Here is a 17,877-nt window from a genome sequence, read left to right on the forward strand (position 1 = left end):
ATCGGATCGCGCTACGCCTTCGGGGCCCCATAGGTGGAGTTTCATCCGATAGGTGGCGGGCGCTCGGCGGAGAAGCTGCTCAGCGCCGGGCGGCCGCGATCCGCTCCCGGCGCAGCCGCTCCACCGCCGGCACCTCGACCGGCGGCAGCGAGTCCACGCCCAGCGCGCGGCACAGCAGCAGGTCGGCGAGCTCCGGATTGCGGGCCAGCACCGGCCCGTGCATGTAGGTGGCGATGATCGAGCCCTGCACCACGCCCTCGCCCAGCCCGCCCGCGGGGACCGACTGGCCGGCCGGCACGCCGTTGCCTACACCGGAGGTGACGCGGCCCAGGGGAGCGGCGTCCGGGCCCAACACGGTGGCGCCCATGTGGTTCTCGAAGCCCGTGAGCGGCTGCGTCAGGCCGTCGACCTGCGGCGCGACCACCAACTCGCCGATCGAGCGGGTCGCCTGCGGAGACGTGGTGACATCCAGCAGCCCGAGCCCGGGCGCGCGCGAGCCGTCCGAGACGACGAACCACTCACCGAACACCTGCATGCCGGCGCAGATCGCCAGCACCGGCGCCCCGCGCTCCACCGCGCGTTGCAGACCCGGCGACGCAGACAGGTGACGGGACGCCAGCTTCTGCGCCGCGTCCTCGCCCCCGCCCACCGTGTAGACATCGCAGGAGTCGGGGACGGCGTCCTCGAGGGTGATCCGCACGATCTCGGCGTCGTAGCCGCGCCACATGAGCCGCTGACGCAGGACCAGCGAGTTGCCGTCGTCGCCGTAGGTGCCCATGACGTCGGGCAGGACCAGCCCGATCCGCACCGTCGACTCCGTGGGCCGGGCCGAGTCCGGGGCGACGGTGTCCAGCGGGGAGGCGGACGCCCCCTCCCGGCGAGCCCCCGCGTCGCGCGGATCCGGATTGCTCTCGCCGGCGTGATGCTCGCTCATCGTCACTGCTCCTTCCGGGCGGCCGGGGAACCGGTTTCTGCGCTCGCGGAACCGGGCCCCGCGTCGACGGGACGGTGCCCGGCGGCGGCCATGGCCCGCCCGAGGTCACGGAACGCCGTGTAATTGGCCAGCACCTCGACCCGCCCCGGGGGACAGCGCCGGATCGCGGCCAGCGGATCCGGTTCCAGCTCGTGGCGCACCCCGGCATAGGTGAGCCGCACCGAGAGATCCGCGGCCCGCTCGCCCGAGGCGTACACGGTCACGCCCTCGAAGCTCTCGAACCGCACGTCCCACAGCCATGACAGGTCCACACCGTCGGCGACCTGCCCGTTCACCGCGATCACCAGGCCGTCGGCGGACGTGTCGATCATGCCCAGCGCCTCCTGCCAACCGGCGGGGTTCTTGGCCAGCAGCAGGTGCGCGGACCGCCCGTCCACGTCGACCGTCGAGTAGCGGCCCGCCACGTCGTCGACCTGCTCGACCGCCCGGACCGCGGCGGCCGGGTCGGCGCCCATCGCCACCGCGGCGGCCACGGCCTGGGCCGCGTTGCCGCGGTTGGCCCGGCCCGGGATCGCCAGGGACAGGGGAGCGGTGAACCCGTCGGGGCCGTGGATCGCCTCGTCGTCGACCCACCAGTCCGGCTCGGGCCGCGCGAACTCCCGGCCGTCGGGCAGCGTGCCGGTCGACCGCCACCGCACCGCACCCGTCTCGTCGACCGTCCGCGTGATCGGCTCCCCGGTGCGCGGGCAGCTCACCGAGTCACCCGCCCACGCCGACCCGGCCGCCACCCACACGACCGCCGGGTTGTCGTAGGCCACCGAGGTGATCATGACGTCGTCGCAGTTCGCCACCACCGTCGCCTGCGGCTGCGCGGCCACCCCGGCCCGCAGACGCCGCTCGATCGCGTTGATCTCGCCGACCCGGTCGAGCTGGTCACGACTGAGGTTGAGCAGCACGATCGCCTCCGGGAAAGTGCTCTCCGCGACGGCCGGCGTGTGGAGTTCATCCACCTCGATGGCCGCCAACCCGGCCACACTGTCGGCCACGAGGGCAGAGACGATCCCGGCGTCCATGTTGTCGCCGCCGGTGTTCGAGGCGACCCGGCCCACGGTCGACAGGGCGGAGGCGACCATCCTCGTCGTCGTCGACTTCCCGTTTGTCCCCGTGACCAGCACCGTTCGCCGGCCCGCCGCGAGCTGGCGCATGAGACGCGGGTCGAGCTTGAGCGCCACCAGGCCGCCGATCATCCCGCCCGACCCGCGCCCCGACACCCGCGACGCCCAGGTCGCGAGACGGGAGACGGCCACGGCCGCCCGGCCGCGGGGGGTGAGTGCGGTGATCGCGCGGGAGGTCATGCGACGAGTCTAGGCAGGCCGCCCGGTCAGAACCGCGCCGCACCGCCGAGCGCGGCCACCACGCCGGACCCCAGGTTCATCATCACCTCGTCGGGCCCGGCGTACATCCCCGACGCCGAGCCGATCACCGCGATCGCGTACCGGCCGGACGCGGTGTTCACCACGGCGACGTCGTGCGATTCGGTGTCGGTCTCGCCGGTCTTGTTGGCGACCGTGCCCTCGGGCAGCAGGCCGGGCAACTTCCACCGCCGCTCCTGCCGCAGCATCGTGTCCAGCACCGTCCGTGCTACCGCGGGCGAGGTCAGGGCGGCGCCGCGGGGTGCCCTGTCGTCGGCGGCGCGCACCAGCTCGGTGAGGTACTCGACGCTCCCGCGGGCGCTGACCCGACTCCAGTCGCCGGTCCACTCGAAGCGGAACGCGCCGCCGGTGTGGAACCGCTCGGCCAGGCCCACGCGGTCGGCGATGGCGTTGAGCGCGGCCACGGGGTCGTCGGTCGCGGGCGCGTCCGGGCCGGTGACGCTGAGGTCGTAGAGGAGGTTCGCGGCGTCGTTGTCCGAGACGGTGAGGGCCGCGTCGAGCAGGTCGCCGAGCCGCCCGTGAGGGGTCCGCGCCTCCGCGTCGCCCTCCCACGCCTCGAGCGCGCCCACGGCGAAGGCCACCTTGATGACCGACGCGGCGTAGCGCGGTTCGTCGTCGCCCGCGCACACGAGCCGCTCGTCGGGCGAGTCGATCGCCAGCACGCACGCCGCGACCTCGTGCCCCTGGCTCGCGGCGTCGGCGACCGCGCTCCTCAGCAGCGGTCCCACCCGCACCCAGCCCGCGGGCACCGGTCGCACGAGCCGATCCGGGTCCGCGACGTGGCCGTCCGCCGAGCTCGCCGGGGCGGGGGAGGACGCGCCGCCGGCCTCCGCGCTGCGCGCCGCGCCGCCCGCCGCGCCGCCGGCCTCAGCGGTGCCGTCCCGGAAGACGGCGGCGTGGGACTCGGCGCCGGGATCGAGACGTCCGCCGGGGGACCCACCCGGTGCGGTGTGGGCCAGCCCCACGACCACCGCCACCCCGACCGCGAGGTACGACGCCAGCGCGACACCGACCCGGCGGCGGGTACGACGCCGCGCGCGGGCGGGCGCGTCACGCAGCCGCGCCGCGGGGGTGTAGGGCCGGTACCGCGGCACGGGGCCTCCTGGGTCGGGGGCCGGACCGTGGCGGCCGGCGCTGATCGAAACGGGTAGACCCTAGCGCGGCGCTCCGACACCGTGATGACGGGCGTGTGAACGCCATGACCTGCGACGGTGGCGCTCGGGATGTCGGAGGGGTCTGCGACCATGGGTGTATGTCGGGTTGGGTGGTGGTGGACGTCGAGACGTCGGGGATGACGCCGGCGGTCGACCGGGTGTTGTCGGTCGCCGCCGTGGTGATGGGTGACGACGGCGAGGTGGTCGAGGAGTTCGCGACCTTGCTGAACCCCGGGGTCGACCCGGGGCCCGTCCACGTGCACGGCCTCACCCCGGCCCTCCTCGCGGGCAAACCACGCTTCTCGGACGTGGCCGCCGAGCTGGGCCGGGTGCTGGACGGGAGGACGGTGGTCGCCCACAACGCGGCCTTCGACGCGTCGTTCCTCGCCGCCGAGGCCAGGCGGGCCGGGCTCGCGCCGCCGCTCGAGCGGTTCGTGTGCACCCTCGACTTCGCCGGCCGGCTCCACCTGTCGACCGCCGACCTCAAACTGTCCACGCTGGCCGCCCACTTCGGCGTGCACCAGCGGGCCGCGCACGACGCCCACGACGACGCCCTCGTGCTGGCCGGGGTGTTCGCCGGTCTGCTCGAGGTGGCCGCCGCGAAGGACGTGCGCCCCTCGGTCCGCGAACTCGACGCGATGGTGGCCCACCCCGAGACCGGGTATCTGGTGTCCACGGTGTGGGCGGAGGCCCTCGCCGCACCCAGGCTGTGGCGGCCGGCCGGGAGGCTGAAGCGCGGCGGCGGGCTGGTGCAGGGCATGGAGGTGGTCTTCACGCAGGACGTGGATCGCGACCCGGAGGAGATCGTCTCCCTCGTCGTCGACGCCGGTCTCTACGTGGCCGACCGCATCTCCTCCCGCACCTCACTCGCGGTGTGCGACGCACCCGGCGCGGTGCGCGGACGCACCGCGTTCGCGCGGAAGAAGGGGCTCGAGCTGGTGCCGTACGCCCGGTTCGAGGAGATGCTCACCGACGTCGCCCCCGGCCGGCCCGTCGCCGGCGCGCAGGCCGTGGACAGCGCGCAGGAGGCGCTGTTCTGACGGCGTCGGTCCGCGCACCGGGCGGCGGCGGCCGGTTCGATGGCCGGCGGTCCGCGCGCCGGGCGCCCGCGGCCGCAGCGGCGAATTCCGCATCGTGGAGCGCTCGCCCGGGAGGGCGTCGCGGAACTGACATGATGGCCGTGGACAACGCCGCCGACCACAGGAGTACTTCCCCGTGCCCGCACCCCAGAACGCCGCCGCCCGAGAGGTCTACGAGAAGGAACGCGCCCACGTCCTGACCCCGTGGTCGGCCTGGGGCACGACCGATCCGATGGTCGTCACCGCCGCCGAGGGCTGCCACTTGACCGACGGCGACGGGAACCGCCTCCTCGACTTCACGTCCCAGCTGGTCAACACGAACATCGGCCACCAGCACCCGGTGGTCGTCAAGGCGATCCAGGACCAGGCCGCCGAGCTGTGCACCATCAACCCCGCGCACGCCAACGCCGCCCGCGCCGAGGCCGCCCGCCTCATCGCCGAGGTCGCGCCCGCCGGGATGAACCGCGTGTTCTTCACCAACGCCGGCACCGAGGCCGTCGAGCACGCCGTCCGCATGGCGCGCCGCCACACCGGCCGCCACAAGACCCTCTCGGCGTTCCGCAGCTACCACGGGGCCACCACCACCTCGATGAACCTCACCGGCGACACCCGCCGCTGGGCCAACGACATGGGCAACACCGGTGCCGTGCACTTCCACGCCCCGTTCCTGTACCGCTCGCAGTTCTACGCCGAGAACGACAAGCAGGAGTGCGACCGCGCGCTCGAGCATCTCGACTCGCTCATCGGACTCGAGGGGCCCGACCACTTCGCCGCGCTGATCATCGAGTCGGTGCCCGGCACCGTCGGCATCATGGTCCCGCCGGCCGACTACCTGCGCGGCGTGCGCGAGATCTGCGACAAGTACGGCATCGTCATGATCTGCGACGAGGTCATGTCCGGCTTCGGCCGCACCGGCGAGTGGATGGCCCTCGACAACTTCCGGTCCGGCGACGACGACTGGGCGCCCGACCTCATCACCTTCGCGAAGGGCTCCAACTCCGGGTACGTCCCGCTCGGCGGCGTCATCCTCCACGACCGGATCGCCGCGTCGTTCGAGACCACGCCGTACACCGGTGGTCTGACCTACGCCGGGCACCCGCTGGCCTGCGCGTCTGTCGTCGCGACCATCAACCTCATGCGCGACGAGAAGATCGTCGAGAACGCGAAGATGATCGGCGAGGACGTCATCGGCCCGCGCCTGCGCGAACTCGCCGAGAAGCACCCGTCGATCGGCGAGGTCCGAGGCCTCGGCGTGTTCTGGGCGGTGGAGATGGTGGCCGACCGCGAGACACGCGAGCCCCTCGCCCCCTACGGTGGATCCTCGGAGGCCATGGCGCGCACCTTCGCGACCGCGAAGAAGGACGGGCTGCTGCTGTTCATGAACTACAACCGCTTCCACGTGGTGCCACCGTGCATCATCACACCCGACGAGGCCAACGAGGGCCTGGACATCTTCGACCGCGCGCTCGACGTGGCCGATGAGTATGTGAGGAGCTGACTCTTCCGATGGCGCTGGTACTGCGGCTGATAGTCAATGCCGTCGCCCTGTGGGTGGCGACGCTGATCGTGCCGGGGATCGCCCTGCACGACACCACCGGCATCTACGCGCCCGGTGCCGGCGCCATCGAGAACGAGGTGAACGTCCCGACCATCACCGCACTGCTCATCGTGGCGGTGGTATTCACACTGGTCAACGCGGTGGTCAAGCCGATCGTGCAGCTGCTGTCCCTGCCGCTGACCATCATCACGCTGGGGCTGTTCCTGCTGGTCGTCAACGCGCTGATGCTCATGCTCACCGGCTGGATCACCACGACGTTCCAGCCGTTCGGCGCCGAGTACGTGGTCAGCGGGTTCTGGGCGGCCTTCTTCGGGGCGATCGTGGTCGGCCTCGTGAACTGGGTGTTCGGAATGCTCCTGCCCACGCGCGCCCGCGACTGACCGCGCTGCGACAGCGCGCCGGGTCCGCGCGCCGCGACCACGCGCCGAGCAGAGGAATTCGTGCACGCGCCTCTCGGGCGATGCTGGCGAATTCCTCTGCTCGGCGAATGGGCGGCCGACGTGCTCGGGCCGGGTCCGGCGGACCGCCCGGGCGGGCCTGCTCGGCTCGGCTCGGCCCGACCCGCCCTGCCCGGCCCCGCGCGGCCCGGCTCGCCCGGCCCGGCCGCGGTCAGGAGCCGAAGGCCGCCGACGAGATCGCGGTGGGCGTCCAGCCGTTGGCCGCGTGGTCGCGGATGAACTGCATCTGCGGGTAGAAGGAGTTGCCCGGGCACGCGGTGCCGCCCCAGTCGCGGTGCCCCGAGACCGCCATCATCGGTCGTGTCGCGCCGCCCTGCGGGTTGCGGTACGTGATGCCAGCCCGCGGGTTGATGCCCGTCGCGTTGCACAGTGCGCGGACGCAGTCGATGGTCGCGCCGACGGCGGCGGCGGTCGGCGGGGCGCCGGTGAAGTCGCCCAGCAGGCTGATGCCGATGTTGCCGTTGTTGAAGCCGCCCACGTGACCGGCGGTGACCACCGGGGGAGCGATGCCCGCGACGGGCGGGAACTGGAACACCGGGTTGCCCACCGGCGTCCCGCCGCGGCCCTGGTAGATCCGGCCCTCGGGGTCGATGAGCAGGTGGTACCCGACGTCGCCCCAGCCCAGTGTGTTGGCGTGGTAGTTGTAGATCGCCCGAACGCTCGCGGCGCGGTCCGGTCCCGGCACGACCGCGGTGTGGTGGATCGTGATCGACTGCGCGGGGAAGTAGGTCGGCGCCCACCGGAATCCGGTGACGTCTCCGGCGCCCCATGCGGCACGCGGGATGATCGGCAGGCCGGCCAGACCGATGCTGCCGAGGCTGTAGTTGCGCGGGGTGCCCCGGCCGTCGTCGAAGACGGTGGCCTCCGAGCCCGCGGGGGCGTCCACCTCGTAGCCGACGGCGCCATCGGGCGCGGCGACGAGCTCGGCGGCGGGCGTGCTGCCGGCATCCGGAGCGGAGTCCATCGCCTCGAGCGGGAGCCAGTCGCCCACGGAGCCGTCGGGGAACGCGAACCGGATGCGGCCGGCGATCTCCTCCGGGCTCGGGAACGTGACGCCCACGAAGCCGAGCGGGCCGTTCGGCTGGATCATGCCGCTGCCGGTGGAGATCGACTGCATGAGGTCCTGGGCCACGCCGAGGGAGCCGGTGGTGAACGGGTTGGCCCCGGCTACGGGACCGCGAACGGAGGAGGCGACGGCGGCGCCCACGCCGACCGATGCGGCAGTGAGAAAACCACGGCGTGTCACGGACATAACGGCTCCAGACTGGTGTTTACGGAGGGCAGACGCCATACCTATCGACGCGACCCGACGCCACATTACGCGCTTGCTGTAATCGAATCGAGACCATCGTTACCGGAGTGCTACATGTGAAGAATGAGGTTCAGGGGACGCCGTCGCCGGTCCTGACAGGGGCGCGCGAGCCGCCGCCTGAAGCGACTCACAGTGGCCGACCGTCCTTCTCGGTGTCGCGGGCACACGAAAAGACCCTTCCGCACACCTCCACTCGGGCGATGTGTGCGGAACGGTCGTCTCGATGGGCGGGGCCGGCGTATTGCGCGACCGCCAGCCCGCCGGGCCTCAGCCCGTCACGGGGCCCAGGTGCGCGCGCCCTCGATCGAACCCACGGCCTCGGCACCCTCGGCCTCGTCGGCGTAGGCGCGGTTCACGGCGGAGACCACGGCGCGCAGGGATGCGGTGGTGATGGAACCGGCTCTGCCGACACCCCAGAAGACCCGGTTGCCGAACTGCACCTCGACGTACGCGGCTGCGGTCGCGTCATCCCCGGCGGTCATCGCATGCTCCGAGTAGTCGAGGATGCGTACCTCGTCGTCGAACATCTCGTTCAGGGCGGCGACGAACGCCGCCAGGGGGCCGTTACCGGACCCCGTCAACTCGCGCGTCTCGCCCTTCCACTTGATGACGGCCTCGATGAAGTCCTCGCCGTCGTCGGTCTCGGCCGGCGACAGCACCTGCGACATCCGCTCCATGGGCGAGACGCGGTCCAGGTACTCCAGCGAGAAGATGTCCCACATGGCCTTGGGCGTGACCTCGCCGCCCTCGGAGTCGGTGACGTTCTGCACGAGCTGCGAGAACTCCATCTGCAGGCGCCGCGGCAGCTGCAGGCCGTAGTCGCTCTTCATGATGTAGGCGACGCCGCCCTTGCCGGACTGCGAGTTCACGCGGATGACGGCCTCGTACGTGCGGCCCTCGTCCTTCGGGTCGACGGGCAGGTAGGGGACCTCCCACGTGATGTCGGTGATGTCCTCGCCGCGGGCGTCGGCCTCGGCCTGCAGGGCGTCGAAGCCCTTGTTGATGGCGTCCTGGTGAGAGCCGGAGAAAGCGGTGAAGACCAGGTCGCCGCCGTACGGGTGACGCTCGGGGACGGGCAGCTGGTTGGCGTACTCGACCGTGCGGCGGATCTCGTCCATGTCCGAGAAGTTGATCTGCGGGTCGACGCCGCGGGTGAGCATGTTCATGCCCAGCGTCACCAGGCACACGTTGCCGGTGCGCTCGCCGTTGCCGAACAGGCAACCCTCGATGCGGTCGGCGCCGGCCTGGAAGGCCAGCTCGGCGGCGGCCACGCCGGTGCCGCGGTCGTTGTGCGGGTGCAGCGACAGGATGGTCGAGTCGCGGTGCGCCAGATTGCGGTGCATCCACTCGATCTGGTCGGCGTAGACGTTGGGCGTGGCCATCTCGACCGTCGCCGGCAGGTTGATGATGATCGGGTTCGCCGGCGTCGCGCCCACGACCTCGGTGACCGCGTCGCAGATCTCCTTGGAGAAGCCCAGCTCGGTGCCGGTGAACGACTCGGGCGAGTACTCCCAGCGCCAGTTGGTGTCGGGGTAGTCCTTGGAGATCGTCCTGACCAGCTCGGCGGCGTCGGTGGCGATCTTCTTGATGTCGTCGCGGTCCTTACGGAAGACGACCTTGCGCTGGAGGATCGACGTGGAGTTGTAGAAGTGCACGATCACGTCGGACGCGCCCTCGCACGCTTCGAAGGTGCGGCGGATGAGGTCCTCGCGGCACTGGACCAGCACCTGGATGGTGACGTCGTCCGGGATTGCGTCGTCCTCGATGATCTCGCGGACGAAGTCGTAGTCCGTTTGGGACGCGGACGGGAAGCCGACCTCGATCTCCTTGTAGCCCATGCGCACCAGCAGGTCGAACATGCGGCGCTTGCGGGCGGGGCTCATGGGGTCGATCAGGGCCTGGTTGCCGTCGCGCAGGTCCACGGCGCACCACTGGGGGGCGTGGGTGATGACCTTGTCGGGCCAGGTGCGACTCTGCAGCGAGACGTCCTCGACCTCCTCGGCGAACGGCCGGTACCGGTGCCACGGCATGGAGGAACCGCGCTGGTTGTTCCACGACGGCTGGTCGGGGCGGCCGGGCTTGGAGGGGGGCGTCAGGGTCGACGACGACGAGACGAAGGCATCAGCGGGATTCATTGCGGGGGCTCAACTTCCGTGGAGTGCGATCTTTTCAGGATCGGACCGGCGCGACGAGATCCCGCGACGGGGAGCCGGTCCGCTCTAGCGGGCCCCGCCGCGGCATCCAAGAAGGAGCACGCGCTGCATGCGGGCCACCATACACCTTCCCGCCGGACGTCACGGAATCGGAATGACGAACGTGGTGGGTTCGGCGGTGACGTCGATCGGGGTGTGGAGCGGCGAGTCGGGGCCCAGGTCCTGGACGTCGCCGTCGTGCATCGATCCCCACACGCGTCGACAGCCGGCCTCCTCCGCGACCGAGACGGCCTTGTCGACGAGCCTGTGCGCGATGCCCTGGCGCCGCAGGTCCTCGCGGACGCGGATGCCGTAGACGAACAGGTCGGGGCTGGAGCCCAGGTGGCCGGTCTCCACGGCGACGAGCATCGCCACCGGGACCTCGTCGTGGAGGGCGAGCAGGAGCAGGTTGGAGCCGCGGTCGAGGAAGTCCTGCGTCCACTCGGCGGTGGGCGGGGTGTCGAACAGGTCGCCCGCGGACAGCACGAGGTCCAGGTCTGCGCGCGAGGCGCGACGGATCACGAGCTCCGGCGGGGTCATTCGTCCAGTGTGGCAAATAGCGCCCTGGTTCGGCACGGGCACGGGCACGTCGCGGGGTGCGGGGCGGGGCACGTCGCGGGGCTCGGGGCGGCGGGTCGGTCGGCGCATCGGTCGGCGTCTCGTCTGGGGGAGGGGGCGGCGGTCACCGGTGGGTGATCATCCAGTCGATCCACCCGTTCTGGGCGGGGATCGATTCGTACCACGCGGGGTTGGTGCCGTCGGCCTGTCGGCGGCCGTGGTCGGAGCCGGAGTGGATGCCGACGAGGCGGTCGCCCTGGAAGACGGGCCCGCCCGAGTCGCCGAGGCCGTAGCCGCCCTCGATGGTGTGTGAGCGGCCGATCCGGGAGCCGTCGCGGGGCTCCATCCGGTCGAGGCGCGTGAGCCCGGTGCGCAGGTCGGCCGAGCGTAGGCCGCGGGGCGTCGTCTCGCCGAAGCCGTGGAAGCGCAGGACGGCACCCGGGGCGGGGTCGACGCCGGCGCGCAGGACGGACGGCGACGGCGCGGGGTGGCGGAGCTTGATGAGCATGAAATCCCCGGCGGGGGCCTTGTAGACGGCCTCGGGGGTGTGGCGGCCGAAGCTGCCGGTGTCGAGGGAACCGAAGGCGCCGACGACCTGCGGGGTGGCGAGCGAGGCGGTGGTGGCGAAGCCGCCCGGCACGGTGGCCCAGTTGCCGAACCCGAGGGTGTACGCGTTGGGGTCGGTGGGGCCGCAGTGGGCGGCGGTGGCGACCCAGCGCGGGTGGATGACGACGCCCGAGCAGGGCGCGCCGAGGACGCCCCCGAAGGTGGTGATCTGCACGGCCCACGGCGCCGGGCCGGAGGGCGCGCCGCCGACCACGGCGCCGGCGGTGGGGGCCGCGACCGCGAGGGTGGCGGCGACCGTCCCGACGGCCGTGCCGATCGCCGCGACGAGCCGACCCATGTGACGTGTGAGGCGCATGTGACTCAGCTTAGGCGATCGTGAGGCGGCGTCGGGCCGCTCGGCGAGAGTGCTCATGGCAGGAAAGTCGCGACGGCCGGTGCCCGCGTTACCGGGAGGGTGGTTCCGCGCGCGTGTCGGGGGGTGTCTCCGACGGTGTCCCGGACGAGGTCTCGGCCGGCGCCCCCGGCGACGGGCCCGACGAGTCCGCCGACGCGTCCGACCCGTTTTCCGTCGACGCCGGGTCGACCTCCTTGTGGGCGAGCCGCACCGTCGCCACGACCATGACGATCAGCGTGGCGGCGAGGAGCGCCAGCTCGGGGCCGTCGACCGCGAACCACTCGCCGAGGACGACCACGCCCAACGCGAGCGAGACCACCGGCGTGGTGACTGTCGAGGCGGGGACGGCCTGATGGACGGCGCCGACGGAGAACGACATCTGTTGCAGCGTCAGCGCGACGACGGCGGCCACGACGAGCCCGTACACCTCGCCGGTGGTGGCCACGAGCAGCGGTCCGCCCTCGTAGAACCGGTCGGCGACGCCCTTGGTGAGGAGTGCGACGTAGGCGAACGCGGTGCCGCCGGCCACGCCCAGCAGCAGGGCACGGTTGCCGTCGGCGCGGAGCGCGCGGGAGAGACGGAGGAGGACGACGACGACGAGGACGCCCGCCGCACAGGCCAGTGCCCACTGCCACCAGGGCGGGTGTGTCTCGCCACCCGTCGGCCGGCCGTAGATCACCAGCACGACCACGCACCCCGCCAGGACGTGCCCCCAGAACAGTTCGGTCTTGGTGACCCGCCGCCCGGTCACCCATGCGCCCAACGGGAGGGCGAAGGTGAGTGAGAGAACGGTGATCGTCTGGACCAGGATGAGCGAACCGTAGATCAGCGCCAGCCCCTGGAACACGAAGCCGGCGAGGCTGATGGCCATGCCGGTCCACCAGTACCTGCTGGTGAGGATATGGAAGTCGCCCTCGCGTCGGCCCCTCGCGCGGCGCGGTGAACGGTGCCGCATCACGGTGCCGAATGCCTGGCTGAGGGCGGAGGCGAGGGCGAGGAGTACTGCCGCCCAGGTTTCAGTCATCACTCATGAGTAAACACCTCCCGTAAAGTAGGTCTGCGTTAAGCCGATCAACACCGGAAGGGTGTGACCGCGTGGCACTCGTAGTGCAGAAGTACGGCGGCTCCTCCGTGGAGTCCGCAGAACGTATCCGTCGGGTGGCGGAACGGATCGTGGAGACCAGGAAGGCGGGCAACGACGTCGTGGTCGTCGCCTCGGCCATGGGTGACACGACCGACGAGCTACTGGATCTGGCCGACCAGGTCTGTCCCTCGCCGCCGCAGCGCGAGATGGACATGCTGTTGACGTCGGGTGAGCGCATCTCCAACGCGCTGCTCGCCATGGCTATCAGCTCGTTCGGGATGGAGGCCTACTCGTTCACCGGGTCGCAGGCCGGCATCATCACCACCACCCGGCACGGCAACAGCCGGATCATCGACATCACCCCGGGCCGTGTCCGCGAGGCGCTCGACCAGGGCAAGATCGCGCTGGTCGCGGGCTTCCAGGGCGTGTCGCGGGAGACCCGCGACGTCACCACCCTCGGCCGCGGCGGGTCCGACACCACGGCGGTCGCGATGGCCGCGGCGCTGGGCGCCGACGTGTGCGAGATCTACTCGGACGTCGACGGCATCTACACCTCCGACCCGCGGATCGTCCCGAACGCCCGCAAGCTCGACACCATCTCGTACGAGGAGATGCTCGAGATGGCGGCGGTCGGCTCCAAGATCCTCAACCTGCGCAGCGTCGAGTTCGCCCGCCGCTACCACGTGCCGCTGCGCGTCCGCTCTTCGTATTCGACCAACCCCGGCACGCTCGTCGCCGGCAATGTGGAGGACATCCCCGTGGAAGACGCAGTCCTGACCGGAGTCGCTCACGACGCCTCGGAGGCCAAGATCACGGTGGTCGGCATCCCCGACCAGCCGGGGTACGCGGCCAAGATCTTCCGCGTCGTCGCCGATGCCGAGATCAACATCGACATGGTCCTGCAGAACGTCTCCAAGGCGGAGGGCAAGACCGACATCACTTTCACCTGCCCGCGCGAGGTCGGCGCCAAGGCTACCGAGGTGCTGTCCAAGGCCAAGGACGAGCTGGGCATCGACCAGGTGCTCTACGACGACAACGTCGGCAAGGTCTCCCTCGTCGGTGCGGGCATGAAGTCGCACCCGGGCGTCACGGCGACGTTCTGTGAGTCGCTGTCCGAGGCGGGCGTGAACATCGAGCTCATCTCGACCTCGGAGATCCGCATCTCGGCGCTGGTCCGCGAGGACGAGCTGCCCGACAGCGTCCGCGCGCTGCACGCGGCGTTCGAGCTGGGCGGCGAGGAGGAGGCGCAGGTCTACGCCGGCACCGGCCGCTGACCCACGCCCCCGGCCCGAGGCCGGCTTCAACCTCGCCGGCGCCGGGCGCACCGCCCGTCGCCCGCCCCGCCGTCGCCGTCCCGCGCGCCCGCCGAGCAGAGGAATTCGCCTGTATCGCCCGAGGTGGTCTCTAGGAGTTAGCGCAACACCCTGACTGATCGGGGTGTGTGGTGGCTAAACAGCTGGACTGGAGACTGCGGGCGGGTGTGTGTCGGTCCTTGCTGGAGGGCATGACCGGGATCGAGGCGGCGACGCTGTGGGGTGTCAGCATGGCCACGGCGTGGAGGTGGGCCAAGCTTGCGGGCATGACCTTTGAGGTGGGACGACGCGGCGGCGTGGGCTCCGGTGTGGCAACGGCCGTATCCCAGCGGCCGCTGAAGGAGTCGGCGAGTTATCGCCGGTTGACCCTGTTTGACCGGGTCTACATCCAGGCCATGTTCGACCTGCCGACCCCGGCCGGGGTCCGGGCGATCGCCCGGGGTCTGCAGGTGGCCGCCTCGACGATCTCGAGGGAGTTGGCTGCCCACTCGTTCGAGCACTGGGGCAAGCGGCGTTACGACGCCCGGTTGGCCCATCTGCTGGCCCTGGACAAGCGCAAGCGCTGCCGGCCGGGCAAGCTGGAGGCCACGCAGCTGCGCGGCGAGGTCATCGCCCGGTTAAACCAGCGGTTCTCACCCGAGCAGGTCGCCGGGGAGCTGCGGGTGATGTTCCCCGATCAGCCGGAGATGAACGTGTCCCCCGAGACGATCTACCAGGCGCTATACGTCCAGGGCAAGGGCGCGCTGCGGCACGAGCTCAAGGTCGAAAAGGCCTTGCGCTCCGGGCGCAAGAGCCGCGTGCCCACGTCCGCCCTGCCGCCGCGAACCTCGCGTCCGTGGCTGCAAGGAGCTCGCCTTAGCGACCGGCCGGCCGAGGTGGAGGACCGCGCCGTGCCCGGGCACTGGGAGGGCGATCTGGTCGTGGGGCCGAACAACTCCGGGATCGTCACCCTGGTCGAGCGCCACACCCGCTACGTACTGATCGGGCGCCTGCCCGGCTGCCGGGACAGCGCCACCGTCACCGATGTACTGGCCCAGATGATCGAGGCGCTGCCCTCCCGGCTGGTATCCACGATCACCTGGGACCAGGGCACCGAGATGGCAGCGCACGCCGCGTTCACCGTCAAGACCGGCTGCCCGATCTTCTTCTGCGATCCGCACTCGCCCTGGCAGCGCGGATCCAACGAGAACACCAACGGACTGATCCGGGACTTCTACCCCAAAGGCACCGACTTCAACACCATCAGCGACGACGAACTCGCCGAAACCGAACGCCTCCTCAACATCCGCCCCCGAGCCATCCACGGCTTCCACAGTCCCCATGCGAAGATGACCGAACTAATCGCCGGTGTTGCGCTAGCCACCTGAGAACGCCCGAGTGGCCCTGTGCGAATTCCTCTGCTCGGCGATTGGCCTCACGCCCCGCGCCCCGCCCCGCGCGGCTCGAGTAGTTCAGCCGGGCAGGTTCCGGTAACCGCGCCTGGTGAGGGCCGCACGCACGTGCGCCAGGATCTCACCGGGCGTACGGACGAGCGAGGTCGCGGTCACCACTTCGATGTACCAGCCGGCCGCACGGAGCCGGTTCCGCCGGATCTCGTCCCTGGCCTGCTGCTCCTTCGTCCGATGGTCTTCGCCGTCGTATTCCACGGCGACCTTCAGTTCCGGCCAGGCGATGTCGAGGCGATACCTGAACTGGGGCACCCAGTGCTGCAGAGCGAATCCGGTCAGCCCGTTCTCGAGTAGGAACAGTCGCGTCCGGGTCTCCCAGGGCGACTCGGCCTCTGTGTCGACCTCTGCGAGTCGGTCCAGCACGGTCCGACGACCGCGGACGCCACGCGCGCCCTCCACCAGGGCCGGTAGGCGGCTGATCGGCAGGACACCCATGGTGGTGGAGGTGTCGAGCGCGCAGATCGCCTCGACGCGTGGTTCGCGCCGAGCGATGTCGAACAGGACCCATTCGGGGCTAGCGATGCGGATATCGGGGGAGTGCCCAGACGTCAGCACATGGATGTGCTCGGGCGGGATCCGGTACTGCCAGCCCGCCAGTCCGGGCCGCTCGATCCGCCGGCCCGGCGCCACCACATCGTCCGCGAAGACGCGCGGTGGGAAGTCGTGCCCGTAGAGCGTCGCCGCGAGCCACCCGGTCAGCGTCGCGTCCGGGTAGAGCGTCATCAGCGCTTCGGCACGCGTCCAGGCGTCGACGCGGACGGTGTCCCGGACCCACAGACCGTGATGCAGGCGGGCGTACCCGCGGTTCGTGACTCGGCTTCCGGTCAGGGGTCGTAGATCGCGGGTTCGGATCGGGGTGTTGCGGGGTTCTGCGCTCACGGGTCGTGACTCTGCCAAGCGGGCGTCGGCTGGCAGCCGCTCAGACGATGTCTGAGTGCCGCCCTGTGGAGGGGCACGAGGGGTGTGAAATCCCGGCCACGACGCAGCGGCCACAGCGCAGCGGCTGAGCGACGGGCTTCTTCCCGCGGCGAACGCCCCGCGCCGAGAAGAGGATCTGGCGCCGATCCACTCGAGCGATACAGGCGAATTCCTCTGGACGGCGGGGCCAGGGGCTCGGCGGAGTGTGACGTGGGCCGCTGTCTATCCTCACGGGCCTCGGTAGACTGGGACGTCACACCGGTCGGTCGAGCGCAGGGCGGAGAACCCGTCCGCGGCGGGCCGGGTCGCCAAGACTTCCAGGAGTTGACCTCACAGATGACCACTGTCGCCGTAGTCGGAGCCACGGGCCAGGTGGGGCGCGTGATGCGTGCCCTGCTGGAGGAGCGGGACTTCCCGGCCGACAAGGTCCGGTTCTTCGCCTCCGCCCGCTCCGCCGGGACCACGCTGCCGTTCCGCGGGGAGGACATCGTCGTGGAGGACACGGCGGCCACCACTGACGAGGAGCTCAAGGGCATCGACATCGCCCTGTTCTCCGCGGGCGGCACCATGTCCAAGGAGCAGGCGCCCAGGTTCGCGGCGGCGGGCGCTGTCGTCGTCGACAACTCCAGCGCGTGGCGCAAGGACCCCGACGTCCCCCTCGTCGTCTCCGAGGTGAATCCCGACGCGGCGAAGAACCCGCCCAAGGGCATCATCGCCAACCCCAACTGCACCACGATGGCCGCGATGCCGGTCCTCAAGGCGCTGCACGACGCGGCGGGCCTCAAGCGCCTGGTCGTGTCGACCTACCAGGCGGTCTCCGGGTCCGGCCTGGCCGGCGTGGACACGCTCAACGACCAGATCACGGGCAACGTCGGCGCGGGGCACGAGCTGGTGCACGACGGTTCGGCGCTCAAGGTCGACGACACCGGCCCGTACACCGCGCCGATCGCGTTCAACGTGCTGCCGATGGCGGGCGCGCTGGTCGACGACGGCACCGAGGAGACCGACGAGGAGCAGAAGCTGCGCAACGAGTCGCGCAAGATCCTCGACCTGCCCGAGCTGCGTGTGGCGGGCACCTGCGTGCGCGTGCCCGTGTTCACCGGCCACACGCTGAGCATCAACGCCGAGTTCGAGAAGGACATCACCCCGGAGCAGGCCAGCGAGCTGCTGGGTAAGGCGGCTGGAGTCAAGGTCGTCGACGTGCCGACGCCGCTCGAGGCCGCCGGCATCGACGAGTCGCTGGTGGGCCGCATCCGCCAGGACCAGTCGATCGAGGGCAACAAGGGCCTGAACCTCATGGTCGCGGGCGACAACCTGCGCAAGGGCGCGGCGCTCAACACCATCCAGATCGCGGAGCTGCTGGTCAAGTAACGCAGCCGCTGGTCACGTAGGCGGTCGCGGGGTACGCCGTCGGGAGTACGACGACGAGGTCCGCGGCTGCAACGACAGAGCCGCCGCCCGGTGTTCGCGCCGGG

Annotated in this window: 15 protein-coding genes; 6 read left to right on the forward strand and 9 right to left on the reverse strand. The window is 71.1% G+C overall.

Annotated elements, in window-relative coordinates; genetic code table 11:
• Positions 1 to 79: 79 nt before the first annotated feature.
• Genes A6035_RS02380 through A6035_RS02390 form a run of 3 tightly spaced genes read right to left on the reverse strand, consistent with a single transcriptional unit; the run spans position 80 to position 3,461 of the window.
• Positions 80 to 940 (reverse strand): type 1 glutamine amidotransferase, encoded by an 861-nt coding sequence (locus A6035_RS02380; protein WP_108846457.1) that lies wholly within the window; start codon positions 938 to 940, stop codon positions 80 to 82.
• Complete coding sequence (locus A6035_RS02385) at positions 937 to 2,289, reverse strand: MurT ligase domain-containing protein (RefSeq protein ID WP_108846458.1); 1,353 nt, start codon at positions 2,287 to 2,289, stop codon at positions 937 to 939. The genes A6035_RS02380 and A6035_RS02385 overlap by 4 nt, the downstream gene beginning before the upstream one ends.
• Positions 2,290 to 2,315: 26 nt before the next feature.
• Positions 2,316 to 3,461 (reverse strand): serine hydrolase, encoded by a 1,146-nt coding sequence (locus A6035_RS02390; protein WP_108846459.1) that lies wholly within the window; start codon positions 3,459 to 3,461, stop codon positions 2,316 to 2,318.
• Positions 3,462 to 3,619: 158 nt separating this feature from the next.
• Here A6035_RS02390 and A6035_RS02395 point away from each other — a divergent pair, with 158 nt between their 5' ends.
• The 3 genes from A6035_RS02395 to A6035_RS02405 all read left to right on the forward strand — a co-directional run bounded on the left by A6035_RS02395 (position 3,620) and on the right by A6035_RS02405 (position 6,538).
• Entirely contained in the window at positions 3,620 to 4,561 is a 942-nt protein-coding gene (locus A6035_RS02395) for an exonuclease domain-containing protein (RefSeq protein ID WP_108846460.1), read from the forward strand.
• A 175-nt stretch (positions 4,562 to 4,736) separates the two neighbouring features.
• Positions 4,737 to 6,098 carry an aspartate aminotransferase family protein gene (locus A6035_RS02400; protein WP_108846461.1) on the forward strand — a complete coding sequence of 454 codons (1,362 nt, stop codon included), beginning with the start codon at positions 4,737 to 4,739 and terminating at the stop codon, positions 6,096 to 6,098.
• Positions 6,099 to 6,106: 8 nt separating this feature from the next.
• On the forward strand, positions 6,107 to 6,538 hold the full coding sequence (locus A6035_RS02405) for a phage holin family protein (RefSeq protein WP_061229682.1): 432 nt from the start codon (positions 6,107 to 6,109) through the stop codon (positions 6,536 to 6,538).
• Between the two features lie 229 nt (positions 6,539 to 6,767).
• On the opposite strand, the gene A6035_RS02410 is transcribed toward A6035_RS02405, so the two are convergent.
• The 5 genes from A6035_RS02410 to A6035_RS02430 all read right to left on the reverse strand — a co-directional run bounded on the left by A6035_RS02410 (position 6,768) and on the right by A6035_RS02430 (position 12,663).
• Positions 6,768 to 7,868: a peptidoglycan recognition protein family protein gene (locus A6035_RS02410; protein WP_108846462.1), complete on the reverse strand. Its 1,101-nt coding sequence runs from the start codon at positions 7,866 to 7,868 to the stop codon at positions 6,768 to 6,770.
• 335 nt (positions 7,869 to 8,203) lie between these two features.
• On the reverse strand, positions 8,204 to 10,063 hold the full coding sequence (gene leuA, locus A6035_RS02415; protein ID WP_108846463.1) for a 2-isopropylmalate synthase: 1,860 nt from the start codon (positions 10,061 to 10,063) through the stop codon (positions 8,204 to 8,206).
• A gap of 159 nt (positions 10,064 to 10,222) precedes the next feature.
• Entirely contained in the window at positions 10,223 to 10,660 is a 438-nt protein-coding gene (locus tag A6035_RS02420; protein ID WP_108846464.1) for a GNAT family N-acetyltransferase, read from the reverse strand.
• Between the two features lie 142 nt (positions 10,661 to 10,802).
• A complete protein-coding gene (locus A6035_RS02425) occupies positions 10,803 to 11,600 on the reverse strand; it encodes a trypsin-like serine protease (RefSeq protein WP_244192511.1) in 798 nt (265 codons plus the stop codon).
• 88 nt (positions 11,601 to 11,688) lie between these two features.
• A complete protein-coding gene (locus A6035_RS02430; RefSeq protein WP_108846465.1) occupies positions 11,689 to 12,663 on the reverse strand; it encodes a DMT family transporter in 975 nt (324 codons plus the stop codon).
• 71 nt (positions 12,664 to 12,734) lie between these two features.
• On the opposite strand from A6035_RS02430, the gene A6035_RS02435 reads away from it, so the two are divergent.
• Both A6035_RS02435 and A6035_RS02440 read left to right on the forward strand, forming a co-directional pair.
• Positions 12,735 to 13,997, forward strand: coding sequence for an aspartate kinase (locus A6035_RS02435; protein WP_108846466.1), 1,263 nt, complete (start codon positions 12,735 to 12,737; stop codon positions 13,995 to 13,997).
• Positions 13,998 to 14,167: 170 nt separating this feature from the next.
• Positions 14,168 to 15,403, forward strand: coding sequence for an IS30 family transposase (locus tag A6035_RS02440; RefSeq protein ID WP_425267503.1), 1,236 nt, complete (start codon positions 14,168 to 14,170; stop codon positions 15,401 to 15,403).
• Positions 15,404 to 15,487: 84 nt separating this feature from the next.
• Here the strand turns inward: A6035_RS02440 and A6035_RS02445 are convergent, their stop codons facing one another.
• Positions 15,488 to 16,363 (reverse strand): endonuclease domain-containing protein, encoded by an 876-nt coding sequence (locus tag A6035_RS02445; RefSeq protein ID WP_108846468.1) that lies wholly within the window; start codon positions 16,361 to 16,363, stop codon positions 15,488 to 15,490.
• Between the two features lie 375 nt (positions 16,364 to 16,738).
• Between A6035_RS02445 and A6035_RS02450 the strand changes: the two genes are divergently transcribed.
• Positions 16,739 to 17,773 (forward strand): aspartate-semialdehyde dehydrogenase, encoded by a 1,035-nt coding sequence (locus A6035_RS02450; protein WP_108846469.1) that lies wholly within the window; start codon positions 16,739 to 16,741, stop codon positions 17,771 to 17,773.
• Positions 17,774 to 17,877: the final 104 nt, after the last annotated feature.

It is taken from the genome of Dietzia lutea, assembly GCF_003096075.1.
Classification (GTDB): Bacteria; Actinomycetota; Actinomycetes; order Mycobacteriales; family Mycobacteriaceae; genus Dietzia; species Dietzia lutea.